Raw genomic sequence first — 13140 nt, 5'->3', positions numbered from 1 at the left:
CCCTGTTCATGCCTTGGCTCTCGGCCTCGGCTCCCGAGGGGAGAGAGCCGGGTCAGTCGACGAGGCGGATGACGCCGTAGTTGAAGCCCTTGCGGCGGTAGACGACGCTCGGCGCGTCCTTGACCTCGTCGTGGAAGAGGAAGAAGTCGTGGCCGACGAGCTCCATCTCCATCAGGGCCTGGTCGATGCTCATGGGCTTGGCCTGGTGGGACTTCTCCCGGACGATGAGGGGTGCCTCCCCCTGGGTGTCGAGTTCGACGAACTCGTCGGAGAAGCGGGCCTGCCCGGTGTCGGACCCCACCTCCTCGTCGGAGCTGCGGCGGGCCGGGGGCGCCTGCACGATCGTGTCCTCCGGGGGCAGGTCACCGGGCAGGTGCGCGGTGGCCGAGGAGACGGAGACGGGGGCCCGGGTGCCCCGGTGCACCTTGCGGCGGTCGGCGGCCTTGCGCAGGCGCGCCTCGATCTTGTCGATGGCCATGTCCAGGGCGCCGTGCCGGTCCACCGCGGCGGCCTCGCTGCGAACGACGGGGCCGTTGCCGTTGGAGCGGATGGTGAGTTCGACGCGTTCCTTCACGTCGGCGAGCTTGGGATTGCGCTCCGTGGACACCTCCACATCGACGGTCATGCCCTTCTTCTCCCACTTGGAGAGCCTGTCGAGCTTGTTCTCGACGTGCTGTCGGAACTTGTCGCTCACACCGGTGCGTCGACCCTTGACGATGATGTCCATAGGACCCCCTTCATCGCGTGGCCGTCGAGAAGGCGACGGCCAGGCTGGCTTCTGCACCTTCCGTCGTTCGGGGGACGGAAGGGTCTCGCTCGGTCAGCCCCCTTCTGCGAGTGATCCGGTTCTGCGCGGATCACGTCTCGGTTGAAAGTGCGTATACCCACCGGGGACACGGTCATCACCCGTCCCACGCACATGATCGTCGGGACCTCTGAACTGGGGAAAGGGACTTTCGTCGCGACCAGGGGGAAATCAACCCGTGAGGGGATCCCCGGGGGCTCGCCCATGGCGAGGCCCCCGATGGGATGCCACCCGTCCGGCCGACCTGGTCTTCGTCCCCACATCCGCCTGCTGAGAGTTTCGCCGCTCTTATCCGCGACTACTGCTCTTCTCCCTGTCGTGAGGGACATCGGGACCCTCCGCGGGGCAGGGCTTACCTCTAAGGCGCACCGTGATCGGTCGACGAAAAGTCGCCTTACGTGGGCCGTTTCGCCTGCGCCTGGCATCGGCTTGCCGGAGGAGTGCCCTGGTCTTCCCAGGGACACCGAAACTCCGACGCAACCACGGACCCGGACGGGTGCCATACGGTGACCGTAACCTGTCCTGGCGAGGATGTCAGGTGGGGACCCCGGCCCCAAGCCCCGGAAAACCACCGCGAACCCCTGTACACAAGGACTTTTCATGGTTTCGAGGGTGTTCGTAAAACCTTCTCCTCACCTCCGGGACAGGGTCTCGTTCCCCTTCGTCGACGCGAGGCGCTCGGCGAGCACCACCGCGCCCGCCACGTGCAGCCCGGCGGACCGCAGCGCACGCGTCGCCTCGGCCAGGGTCGCGCCGGTGGTGACGACGTCGTCGACCACCACGACCCGGCGGCCGGCCGCCCACGCCGGGACGGGGTCCGCGCAGAACGCGCCCGCCCGGTTGGCCAGCCGCTCCCGGCGGCCCAGGCCCGCCTGGCGCCGCACCCGGCCCCGGTAGCGCAGCAGCGGCAGGGGCGTCCCGCCGCGGCGCTCGGCGCAGGCGGCGGCGGTGATCCGGGCCACCGGGGCGCGCGGATCGTGCGGCGGCCCGCGCCCGGGGACCGGCACCAGCAGGGTGTCGGCGCGGACGAGGCCGCTGGCCCCGCAGACCACGGCCAGGCGCTCGCCCCACACCCCGGCCAGCGCGTCGTCGCCCTCCTTGTAGGCGAGCAGCACCCGGCGGTGCAGCCCGGCGTAGGGCCCTGCCGCCCAGACCGGCGGGCACCCCGGGCGCGGCGCGCACCGGTGCGGCCGCCGCGCCAGCCCGTCCCGGCACATCCCGCACAGCGGCGCCGACCCCCCGGCCGGCCCGGCACATCCGGGGCAGGCCCGCGGGAGCAGCAGGTCCAGCAGCGCGCCCCACACCCGCACGAGTGCCCTGACAAGGGCCTTCACACCATCCATGAACCCAGGATCGGCGACCGCCGCCCGCCCCGCCACCCCCTCCCCGAACCTGTGGACAACCCGGGCGGAGGGCGTCAGGCGTCAGGCGTCAGGCGTCAGGCGTCAGGCGTCAGGCGTCAGGCGTCGAGGATCTCGGTGTTCTGGTTGGCGGTGAGCAGCCAGCGGCCGCCCTCCTTGGTCATCACGTACATGGGGCTGCCCTGGTTGCCGATCCGCGCGCCGTCGGGGCCGCGGTAGGTCGCGCGGGCCTTGACCGCGGCGACGTCGGGGCGCAGGAACAGCACGTGCTCCACCTCGTAGAAGACCGTCCCCTCCTGCACGGCGTTCGGCAGGACCTTGCGCGTGAACGCGGCGATCTCGTCCCGGCCGTACAGCCGCCTGCCGTGCGCCGTCGTCCAGATCGCGTCCTCGCGGAACAGGCCGATGAACTCCTCGGGCAGCCTCTCGCGCTGGGAGTGTTCGAGCACGGCGACCACCGCGCGCAGGCGCTCGGTCTCGGTCTCGCGGGTCTTGTCGTCCGGCTGTGTCGTGTCCATGGCCCGAGCATCGAGCCTCAACCAATGTTGAGGTCAACCCCCGGGGCCGACCGATCCGCCCGGGGGGCCGACCGCCGGAGGCCGCCCCCCGGAGGCCACCGGATCAGCCCGGGAAGGTGGGGGAGCTGCCCTCGACGGCGGTCTGCCAGTTCAGGCGGTCGTTGGAGATCCAGATGTTGCCGTCGTCGGTGCCCGCGACCAGGGGCTGGCCCGGGGCGCCGGCGATGGTGACCAGGCCGGTGACGGAGTTCCCCGCGCTGGAGGGCGGGGTGCCGCCGTCCAGGGCGACCAGGAAGACCTGGTCGGTGCCGGCCTCGCGGCGGCCCAGGACCACCAGCTGGTCGGCCGAGCGCCAGGAGATCTCGGTGACCTCCTCCAGCTCCGCGGCCAGGGGCACGAAGTCCTCCACCGAGACGCGGCCGTCCTCGTCGGTGACCACGCGGCCCACCTTGAGCGAGCGCCGCCCGTCCGACTCGGTGACCACGGCGGCGCGGGCGCCGTCGCGGGACACCCGGAAGTGCACCAGGGACTCGTCGCGCAGGTCGCCGACGTCCACCCGGACCACCTCCTCGGCGCCGCGCAGCACCCAGACCGCGGAGGAGCCCGGCTCCGGCGGGGCCGGGTCCGGGAGCGTCTCGGGGTCGGCGGGGGGCTCGGAGGGGTCCGGGTCGGACTCCTCGTCCGGTTCGCCGACCTCCTCGACCACCCACAGGTTCCCGTCGATGTCCCAGGACAGCTCGGTGAAGACGCCGTCGTCGAGGACCTCGGAGACCTCGGCGCCCGCGGCCGCGAAGGAGGTCACGACCGTCCCGCCGCCCATGGTGATGCCCGCGACGGTGCTCTCGTCGATGGAGACCGCGAACCGCTCCAGGAGGACGTCGCCCGCGCCCAGCGGGCCCGGGACGCGTTCGGCGTCGCCGAAGACGTCGGTCTCCCACTCCGAGGCGGACCAGAGCTGCCCCTCGTGGGCGTAGTAGGCGCGCGCCCCCGAGTGCAGGGCGCCCGGGCCGACCCCGTGCCAGAACGAGCTGGCGGGCCGGGGCCGGTCGGCGCTGTCGCCGTCGGCGGCCGCGAACGCCACCTCTTCGCCGTTCACGACCAGGGTGAACTCCTGCACGTCCGGGATCTGGCGCAGCGTCCAGGCGATCTGGGCGCCCAGCCGGAACTCGTCGATGTCGCCGACGCGGTCCAGTTCGACCACGACGCTCTCGGCGTCCGCGTTCACGCCGACCCGGGCCTCGTCGGGGAACTCCGAGCGCACCGCGGGGGCCAGCCAGGAGGTCGGCCCCTCCCCCAGGCGCGCCAGCAGCCGCTCGGCGAGCCGGTCGGTGCTCACCGGCAGGTAGATGGGGTCGGGCACCAGGGCGGTGCCCTCCGGGTTGAAGTAGTACAGGTTGAACGGCCGGTGGGTGCGCTCCACGTCGAGCTGGCTGAGGATCAGGTCGTCGGGCAGGCTCAGGATCCGCCACTCGCCCTCGGGGTCGTCGTTCTCGCGGGCGAGCGTGAACGTCTCGTCCATCAGCGTCCCCGGGGCGCCGGGGCGGTACTTGCCGTCCTCGTCGATGGTGGCGACCAGCGGGGTGCGCATCCGCACGGTGGCGGTGAGCCCGTCCTCGGACACCTCGGTCTCCAGGTCCACGGTGTCCAGGTCGGTGAAGACCTTGACGGAGCCGTCCGGGGACCACGCCCGGCCGGTGTCGGGCAGCATGTAGATGCGGGCCGCCCCGTGGTCCTCCTCGAAGCTGCCCATGTCCTTGAGGAAGCTGCCGACGAGCCCGTCCGGGTTCATGCCGGTCTGCGGGCCCGCGGGCAGCAGCCGTACGTAGCCGCCGTAGGGGTCGGCGCTGCTGTCACCGCCCTCGCCCGGGACCACCGGGCCGGTCATCGGCACGCTGGAGCACGAGGTCAGGAACAGGCAGGACAGCGCGGAGGCGCCGAACAGCAGGAGGTTTCTGCTCACGGGTGGTCCTCTCCCCCCTCACGGGGGTAGGCACGGCCCAGCGAGAACTCCGGGGGTACCAGCGGCAGCGGGGAGCCCCGCAGCTCGGCGCCCGCGTGCCGGGGCAGGGACAGGCGGAACTGGGACCCCTGGCCGGGCATGCCCCACGCCTGGAGCCAACCGCCGTGCAGGGTGGCGTCCTCCTTGGCGATGGACAGGCCCAGTCCGGTGCCCCCCGTGGTGCGCACCCGTGCCGGGTCGGCCCGCCAGAAGCGGTCGAAGCACAGGTGCTCCTCGCCCTCCTTGAGGCCCACGCCGTAGTCGCGCACGGCGACGGCGACGGCGTCGCGGTCGCCCGCGGCGGTGACCACCACGTCGCGGCCCTCGCTGTGCTCGATGGCGTTGACCACCAGGTTGCGCAGGATGCGGTTGATCCGGCGGGGGTCGTACTCGGCGACGCACGGGTCGGCGGGCAGCCGCATGACGACCTTGATGCCGCGCTTCTCGGCGATCTGCTCGGCGTCGCCGACGGCCTTCATGACGGCGTCGCGGATGTCGGAGGGCTCGGTCCCCAGGGTGGCGGCGCCGGCGTCGTGGCGGCTGATCTCCAGCAGGTCGGCGAGCAGCTCCTCGAACCGCTCCACCTGGCTCTGCAACAGCTCCACGGAGCGGCGCATGGCGGGTTCGAGCTCGTCGCGGTCGTCGAAGAGCAGGTCGCCGGCCATCTTGATGGTGGTGAGCGGGGTCCGCAGCTCGTGGGAGACGTCGGAGACGAACTGGCGCTGGAGCTTGGACAGCTCCTCCAGCTCCTGGATCTTCTCCTGGAGGGTCCCGGCCATGTCGTTGAAGGACACGGCCAGGCGTGCCAGGTCGTCCTCGCCCTGGACGGTCATGCGCTCGGACAGGTCGCCCGCGGCCAGCCGCTCGGCGGACTGGGCGGCGGAGCGGACCGGGGAGACGACCTGGCGGGTGACGACGTAGGCGATCAGGCCCAGGAGGATGACCAGCAGTGCGCCGACCAGGACGACGGTGCGCTGGACCAGGTCGAGGATCTCCTGCTCGTGCTGGAGCGGGAAGACGTAGTACAGCTCGTAGGCGTGGGTGAGCTCGGCGCCCACGACCAGGGCGGGCTCCTCGGTGCCCTCGGCCTCGTTCGTGATGCGCGTGTAGGTGTAGTACTGCTGGTCGCCCATGGAGGAGCCGACCTGGGCGATGAGCCGCTCCGGGACGCTGTCGTCGAGCTGCCGGTCCGGGGACTCCTCGCCGACCCAGCCGAGCTCGTCGTCGACGGACGGCAGGATGACGACCCCGTACAGGCCGGTGTCGCCGCTGCGCCCGGCGAGTTCGCTGGCGATGTTGTACATCAGCCGGTCGCGGTCGCCGGTCTCGTTCTCCTGGATCTCGGCGAGCGCGTAGTTGAGCCCGGCGCGGTGGTCGTTGACCGCGGTGGCGATCTTGGCGTCGAGCAGGCCGCTGCGCACCTGGGAGATGAGCACGTAGCCCAGGCCCGCCATGACCAGCAGGGACAGCACCAGGGTCGTAGAGATGACGCGCAGGTGCAGGGAGCGGCGCCAGTTGGTGTGGACGCCGCGGACCAGCGCGCGGGCGGCGCGCTGGGCGAACAGGTAGGCGCGGGTGAGCCCGGAGTCGGTGTCCCGGGCATCACGGCGGCGCCCTCCGGACTCGGATCGTCCGGAGGGCCGGGGCGGCCGCTCCCCTTCGGGGTCGGCCCCCCGCTGCTCCTCGGGTGCGGCTGCGGTCATGGGCGGTGCGCGCGGATCAGGCCGTACCGGCCTTGTAGCCGACACCGCGGACGGTCACGACGACCTCGGGGTGCTCGGGGTCCTTCTCGATCTTGGCGCGCAGGCGCTGCACGTGAACGTTGACCAGGCGGGTGTCGGCGGCGTGGCGGTAGCCCCAGACCTGCTCCAGCAGGACCTCGCGGGTGAACACCTGGCGCGGCTTGCGGGCCAGGGCGACCAGCAGGTCGAACTCCAGCGGGGTGAGGCTGATCTGCTCGCCGTCGCGGCGCACGGCGTGGCCGGCGACGTCGATGGTGATGTCGCCGATCTGGAGCACCTCGGGCGCGGGCTCCTCGGTGCGGCGCAGGCGCACGCGGATGCGGGCGACGAGCTCCTTGGGCTTGAACGGCTTGACGATGTAGTCGTCGGCGCCCGACTCCAGGCCCAGGACGACGTCGATGGTGTCGCTCTTGGCGGTGAGCATGACGATCGGAACCCCGGACTCGGCGCGGATCTGGCGGCACACGTCGATGCCGTCGGCGCCGGGGAGCATCAGGTCGAGGAGGACCAGGTCGGGCTTGGTCTCGCGGAAGGCCTCCAGTGCCTTGTCGCCGTCGTGGACGAACGAGGGCTCGAAGCCTTCGCCGCGCAGCACGATGCCGAGCATCTCGGCGAGGGCGAGGTCATCGTCGACAACCAGTACACGTCCCTTCATCGGTGTGTCCGGCGCCGGGCGTCGGTCCCACCCGGTGGGGCGGGGTTCGCGGCGCCTACTCCTCTCTCCTCGAACAACTCGAACGTCGTCGGTACGGTCTCTGGTGCGCCGTCACCGACCGACGCGGGGAACCGTCATTCTCCCCCCACCTTGCCATCTCCTGGGGCGGCGGGAAGCGCGGTCGGTGTCTTTGGGGCCTTCCGGGGCCGTTTTCGGCCACTTCGGGTGTCCTCCCTGGCCGGGAAGGGTGATGGTGCCCTTGATAACACCCGACTGGTTGGTAACAGAAAGCATACAAAAGGAATGAAGTGCGTCGGTTGCCCCTGAAGGTACCCGGACCACGCCCGACTTCGGGGGAACCGGCCGGTAGGTTGTTCTCCGAGACGTGAATTGCGGAACCCGGTCCGCTTGCGCAGCGTAACCGAACCTCACGGAGGGCGGGGGCAGATGACCCAGGAGGACGACCACCGGAGCCCGTCGGGGGAGACCCCGCAGGCGCCCGCCGACGGTGGATCGCCCGTGTCCGGCGCCCAGGAGGGGGCCGGGAGCGCGGAGTCCTGGGCCGCGCCGGGAGGGGCCGACACCCCCGGGGGCGGTGCGCCCGCCGGGTTCGCCGCTCCGGGTTCGGGAGAGCCCGCGGGCCGGACGGCCCAGGACCACCAGGCACCCCAGGTCCCGCAAGCTCCCGGGTACGGGCCGCAGGCCCCCGGGGCGGCGGCTCCCGGGTTCGCCGCGCCCGGGTACGGACCGCCGCAGGGGCAGGGCCAGTGGCAGACCGGCCCGCAGCCGGGCCCGCAGTCAGGTCCGAACACCGGCCAGTGGCAGGCCGCGCAGTGGCAGGCGGCCCCCGGCCAGTACCCGCAGGGCCAGTACCCCCAGCAGCCGGGATACGGCCACCCCGGCTACCGGCAGATCCCGCAGGCGGCCAAGCCCGGCGTGGTGGCGCTGCGCCCGATGACCCTCGGGGACATCCTCAACGGCGCGTTCACGCTCATCCGCCGCAACCCCAAGACCATGGTCGGCCTGTCGCTGATCATCATGGCCGTCGCGTCCATCGTCACCGCCGCTGCCTCCACCTGGTACACGGACGGCTACATCGACTGGCTCGACCAGTCGCTGATGGACCCGTACGCCGTCGACCCCGACGTCCCGATCTTCCCCGGCTCGCCCCTGGCCTTCGGTCTGACCATGGTCGGCGAGCTCATCGGTTATCTCGGCGGCTCGATCCTGGTGGGCCTGCTCGCCACGACGGTGGGCATGGCCGTCCTCGGGTACCGGCTGACCCCGGCCCAGGCCTGGGCCGGTGCCAAGAGCCGGTTCGGCGCGGTCATCGGACTCGCCCTCATCCAGCTCGTCATCATGACGGTCCTGTGGACCGCCTTCATGGTGGTGGTGTTCGGGGCGATCTTCCTCGGTGCGCTCGCGGGCGTCGCCTCCAATGTCTGGGTCGGACTCCTCGTGGGCGCGGTCTCCTTCATCGGCGGCCTCGCGGTCGTCTTCGCCCCGTTCCTGTGGATCTGGATCCGGCTCTACTACGCCCTGCCGATCGTGGTCCTTGAGCGGCTGGGGCCGTTCCAGGCCATGGCCCGCTCCTGGCGGTTGTCCCAGGGCCACTGGTGGCGCACCTTCGGCGTCTGGGCGCTGACCGGGGTCCTGCTCTTCTTCGTGAGCAGCATCCTGGCCACACCGCTCGGCATCGCCTCCGGCGTTTTCACCTTCATCGACCCGGAGGCGGGCTGGACGCTCGTGGCCGCGGGCGCCGTCACCTACCTGGGCACTGTCATCGCCGCCGCGATCACCCAGCCCTTCCGGGTGGGCGTCAACACCCTCCTCTACGTCGACCTGCGGATGCGGCGCGAGGGCCTGGACCTGAAGCTGCACACCGCGGCCCTGTCCGGCCAGGAGGTCGGCCCGGAGATCTACCTGCCGGAGCAGCGGGCGTGACCGCGCCGTTCGCGGCCGTCCTGGAGGTGACCGGGAACGAGGGACGGCGCCGCGCCATCGAGGAGCTGAGCGACCCGGTGTACGGGGAGCAGGAGCCGTCCCTGTGGGACCGCTTCTGGGAGTGGCTCTCCAACCTGGAGGTCCCCGCCCCGGGGGTCGGCGGCGGGTGGGTCACCGTGATCGTGCTCGTCGTGGTCGCCCTGCTGGTGCTCTGGCTGGTCCTGTGGCTGCGCCCCTCCCGGAGCCGCCGGGCCGAGGGCTCCGTCCACCGGGCCGCGCCCCGGTCGGCGGCCGACCACCGCGCGGCCGCGCGGGCCCATGAGGAGGCCGGGGAGTACACGGCCGCCGTCACCGAGCGGATGCGCGCGATCAGCGTCGACCTGGAGGACCGCACGATCATCTCCCCGCGCGCCGGGCGCACCGCCACCGAGCTGGCCGCCGAGGCCGCCGCGGCCCTGCCCGGCGAGGCCGCGGGGCTGCGCGAGGGCGCCCGCCTGTTCAACGACGTCGTCTACGGCGACCGCACGGCGACCGCCGACACCGCCCGGACGCTGCGCGAACTCGACGAGCGCCTGAGCGCGGCCCGTCCGGCCCTGGACCCCGAGGAGGCGCGCGGATGACCGTCCACTCCCCCGAGGCCCCCGCGTCCCCCGCACCCCCCGCCGACCCGGCCGCTTCCACCAGCGCTCTCCCCGGGTCGGCCGGCCGCCGCCTCTGGCGGGCCGCCCGCTTCCCCACGATCCTGGCCGCCGGGCTCATCGTGCTGTCGGTGCTGATGTCGCTGGGCGGCGAGCCGTTCCCCACCGGCCACCTGGAGCCCGGCAGCGTCGCCCCCGACGGCACCCGCGCCCTGGTCAACGTGCTGGGCGAGGACCGCGACGTCGAGGTGGTCCGCACCTCCGGCGACGCCGCCGACGCGGTCGGGGCGGCCTCCGGCGACGCGGTCCTGGTCGTGTTCCTGGACCACCGGCTGCTGCCCGAGGAGCTCGACCGGCTGGCCGCCCTGGACGCGGACACCGTGCTGGTGCGCCCCTCGGTGCGGTCGCTGGAGGCGTTCGCCCCCGGCGTGGAGATGACCGGCCGCGAGCTGCCCCGCGACCTCCTGGAACGGCCGCTGGAGCCGCGCTGCGACCTGCCCGCCGCCACCGCCGCGGGCCGCTCCTACGTGCACGGCGAGCTGTACACCGCCGGTCCCGGGGTCGACGCCGTGGGCTGCTACCCGGACGGTTCCGGCGACGCCCTGGTCCAGGTGGCCGAGGGCGGCACGACCACCACCGTGCTGGGCAACGGGAACCCGTGGACCAACCGGCTGCTGGACGAGGGCGGCAACGCCGCCCTGGCGCTCAACCTGATGGACGCCGGAACCGTGGTGTGGCTGCGCCCCGACCCGCCCCGGCAGGAGGGCTCGGCGTCCCTGACCGAGCTGCTGCCCGCCGGGGTGCGCTGGTCCCCGCTGCCGCTGGCGGCGGGCCTGGTGCTGCTCGTGGTGTGGCAGGGCCGGCGCATGGGCGCGCTGGTGCCCGAGTCCCTGCCGGTGGTGGTGCGCGCCTCGGAGACCACCGAGGGCCGGGCCGCCCTGTACCGTTCCCGCGTGGCGCGCGACCGGGTGGTCGGCGCGCTGCGCACGGGTTTCCTGGACCGGCACGCCGCCCGGCTGGGGCTGGGGCCCGACGCCCCGCCCGACGCGGTGATCGCGGCGGTCGCCCAGCGCACCGGGGACGACCCGGCCGTCGTGGGCGCCCTGCTGTACCCGTCCGGGGCGGACCCGTACGTGATCGACGACGAAGGCCTGCTGCGGCTGGCCGCCGAGCTGGACGAGCGGTCGCGGAGACTGCGGTGACCGGCCCGGCAGAGAGTTCCCGACAGAGCGAGAGAGGTGGACGGCACGTGAGCGCCTTCACACACGAGGCACCGCCCTCGGCCGATGAGGCGCGGCAGGCCCTGGTCGCCCTGCGGCGCGAGGTGGCCAAGGCGGTCGTTGGCCAGGACGAGACGGTGACCGCCCTGGTCGTGGCGCTGCTGTGCCGCGGCCACGTGCTGCTGGAGGGTGTGCCCGGTGTCGCCAAGACGCTGCTGGTGCGCACCGTGTCGGCGGCCCTGTCGCTGGACCACAAGCGGGTGCAGTTCACCCCCGACCTGATGCCCGGCGACGTGACGGGGTCGCTGGTGTACGACCAGCACACCGCCAAGTTCGAGTTCCTCAAGGGCCCGGTGTTCACCAACCTGCTGCTGGCCGACGAGATCAACCGGACCCCGCCCAAGACCCAGGCCTCGCTGCTGGAGGCCATGGAGGAGCGGCAGGTGACGGTGGAGGGCCGCCCGATGGCGCTGCCCGACCCGTTCCTGGTGGCCGCCACCCAGAACCCGGTGGAGTACGAGGGCACCTACCCGCTGCCCGAGGCGCAGCTGGACCGTTTCCTGCTCAAGGTGACGGTGCCGCTGCCGCCGCGGGAGGCCGAGGTGGAGATCCTGGGCCGCCACGCCGCCGGGTTCGACCCCGGCGATCTGAGTGCCGCGGGGGTGACCGCAGTGGCGGGCGCCGCCGACCTGCACGCGGCCCGCCGGGCCGTGGAGACCGTGCGGGTGGCCCCCGAGGTGCTCGGGTACATCGTGGACCTGTGCCGGGCCACCCGGCAGTCGCCGTCGCTCCAGCTGGGCGCCTCCCCGCGCGGCGCGACCGCGCTGATGCGCACCGCCCGGGCGTGGGCGTGGCTGTCGGGCCGCGACTACGTGACCCCCGACGACGTGAAGGCGCTGGCCAAGGGCACCCTGCGGCACCGGATCTCGCTGCGGCCGGAGGCGGAGCTGGAGGGCGCGACCACCGACGGGATCCTGGAGGGTGTGCTGTCCTCCGTCCCGGTGCCGCGCTGATGGTGGTCACCGGCCGGGCGGTCCTGCTCGCGGGGGTGCTGACGGTCGCCGTGGCGTTCTCCGGGTCCCTGGGCCCGTGGGCGGCCGCGGCCGCCGTCGCCGTCCTGGTGGTGCTGGTCGTCCTCGACGTGCTGCTGGCGGCGAGCCCCAGGGCGCTGCGGCTGTCCCGGGCGGGCGACACCTCGCTGCGGCTGGGCGACACCGCCGCCGTGGAGGTGACCGTCGCCAACCCGACGCGGCGCCGCCTGCGCGGGACCGTGCGCGACGCCTGGCCGCCGAGCGCGAACGTCGAACCGCGCGTACGGCCGCTGCGGGTGGACGCGGGCGAACGGCGCCGGGTGGGCACCACGCTCACCCCGACCCGGCGGGGCGACGCCCGCGCCGCCGGGGTGACCGTGCGCAGCCTGGGCCCGCTGCGGCTGGCCGGGCGCCAGCGCACCCTGTCCGCGCCGTGGACGGTGCGGGTGCTGCCGCCGTTCCACAGCCGCCGCCACCTGCCCGGAAAGCTGTCGCGGCTGCGGGAGCTGGAGGGGCAGCACACGGCGATGGTGCGCGGCCAGGGCAGCGAGTTCGACTCGCTGCGCGACTACGTGCCCGGCGACGACGTGCGGTCCATCGACTGGCGGGCCAGCGCCCGCAACGACGGGGTGGTGGTGCGCACCTGGCGCCCCGAGCGGGACCGGCGCATCCTCATCGTGCTGGACACCGGGCGCACCTCCGCGGGCCGGGTCGGCGACACCCCGCGCCTGGACCACGCCATGGACGCGGCGCTGCTGCTGGCCGCGCTGGCGGGCAAGGCGGGCGACCGGGTGGACTTCCTGGCCTACGACCGCCGGGTGCGGGCGCAGGTCAAGGCGGCCGGCAAGGGCAGCCAGGTGCACCGGATCGTGGAGGCGATGGCCCCGCTGGAGGCGGAGCTGCTGGAGTCCGACCCGGCGGGCATGGCGAGCGCGATCCTCACCGCCCAGGGCCGGGCGCGCTCCCTGGTGGTGCTGCTCACCGACCTCAACGCGGCGGCGCTGGAGGAGGGGCTGCTGCCCCGGGTCGCGGCGCTGACCGCGCGGCACCTGCTGCTGGTCGCGGCCGTGCAGGACCCGGCGGTGACGGCGATGGCGGCCGGGCGCGACGACTCCGCGGCGGTGTACCGGGCGGCCGCCGCCGAACGCACCCTGGCCGAGCGGCGCCGGGTGACGGCGGAGCTGCGCCGGTTCGGGGTGGAGGTCGTGGACGCCGAACCCGAGCACA

The 13140-nt window shown here is 73.4% G+C and carries 11 protein-coding genes; 5 read left to right on the top strand and 6 right to left on the bottom strand.

All coding sequences use genetic code 11. The features are described from left to right. Positions 1–52: 52 nt before the first annotated feature. From hpf to mtrA, 6 genes are all read right to left on the bottom strand, one after another. Complete coding sequence (gene hpf, locus ACJOT3_RS26340; protein WP_406975798.1) at positions 53–727, bottom strand: ribosome hibernation-promoting factor, HPF/YfiA family; 675 nt, start codon at positions 725–727, stop codon at positions 53–55. Between the two features lie 710 nt (positions 728–1437). Then, positions 1438–2148: a ComF family protein gene (locus ACJOT3_RS26335; protein WP_406975797.1), complete on the bottom strand. Its 711-nt coding sequence runs from the start codon at positions 2146–2148 to the stop codon at positions 1438–1440. Positions 2149–2264: 116 nt separating this feature from the next. Then, entirely contained in the window at positions 2265–2684 is a 420-nt protein-coding gene (locus ACJOT3_RS26330; RefSeq protein ID WP_406975796.1) for an SgcJ/EcaC family oxidoreductase, read from the bottom strand. 103 nt (positions 2685–2787) lie between these two features. Beyond that, positions 2788–4644, bottom strand: coding sequence for an LpqB family beta-propeller domain-containing protein (locus ACJOT3_RS26325; RefSeq protein WP_406975795.1), 1857 nt, complete (start codon positions 4642–4644; stop codon positions 2788–2790). Beyond that, positions 4641–6386: an MtrAB system histidine kinase MtrB gene (mtrB, locus tag ACJOT3_RS26320; protein ID WP_406975794.1), complete on the bottom strand. Its 1746-nt coding sequence runs from the start codon at positions 6384–6386 to the stop codon at positions 4641–4643. The genes ACJOT3_RS26325 and mtrB overlap by 4 nt, the downstream gene beginning before the upstream one ends. Positions 6387–6402: 16 nt before the next feature. Then, positions 6403–7080, bottom strand: coding sequence for an MtrAB system response regulator MtrA (gene mtrA, locus ACJOT3_RS26315; protein WP_073376517.1), 678 nt, complete (start codon positions 7078–7080; stop codon positions 6403–6405). Positions 7081–7527: 447 nt separating this feature from the next. Here mtrA and ACJOT3_RS26310 point away from each other — a divergent pair, with 447 nt between their 5' ends. From ACJOT3_RS26310 to ACJOT3_RS26290, 5 genes are all read left to right on the top strand, one after another. Continuing rightward, positions 7528–9024 carry a glycerophosphoryl diester phosphodiesterase membrane domain-containing protein gene (locus tag ACJOT3_RS26310; RefSeq protein ID WP_406975793.1) on the top strand — a complete coding sequence of 499 codons (1497 nt, stop codon included), beginning with the start codon at positions 7528–7530 and terminating at the stop codon, positions 9022–9024. Further along, positions 9021–9644, top strand: coding sequence for a DUF4129 domain-containing protein (locus ACJOT3_RS26305; RefSeq protein ID WP_406975792.1), 624 nt, complete (start codon positions 9021–9023; stop codon positions 9642–9644). Before ACJOT3_RS26310 ends, ACJOT3_RS26305 begins: the two co-directional genes overlap by 4 nt. Further along, positions 9641–10864, top strand: coding sequence for a DUF4350 domain-containing protein (locus ACJOT3_RS26300; RefSeq protein WP_406975791.1), 1224 nt, complete (start codon positions 9641–9643; stop codon positions 10862–10864). The genes ACJOT3_RS26305 and ACJOT3_RS26300 overlap by 4 nt, the downstream gene beginning before the upstream one ends. Positions 10865–10911: 47 nt before the next feature. Then, the gene (locus ACJOT3_RS26295) at positions 10912–11895 is read left to right on the top strand and encodes an AAA family ATPase (protein WP_406975790.1); all 984 of its coding nucleotides are present in this window, start codon (positions 10912–10914) and stop codon (positions 11893–11895) included. After that, positions 11895–13140 (top strand): DUF58 domain-containing protein (locus tag ACJOT3_RS26290; RefSeq protein WP_406975789.1); only part of this gene is annotated, 1246 nt, incomplete at its 3' end. The genes ACJOT3_RS26295 and ACJOT3_RS26290, both read left to right, overlap by 1 nt.

Origin of the sequence: Nocardiopsis protaetiae (genome assembly GCF_045446735.1) — a bacterium.
In the GTDB taxonomy this organism is placed as follows: Bacteria; Actinomycetota; Actinomycetes; order Streptosporangiales; family Streptosporangiaceae; genus Nocardiopsis; species Nocardiopsis protaetiae.
Note: the sequence above shows the minus strand (reverse complement) of the source record. Positions and strands in the feature narration are given on the sequence as shown.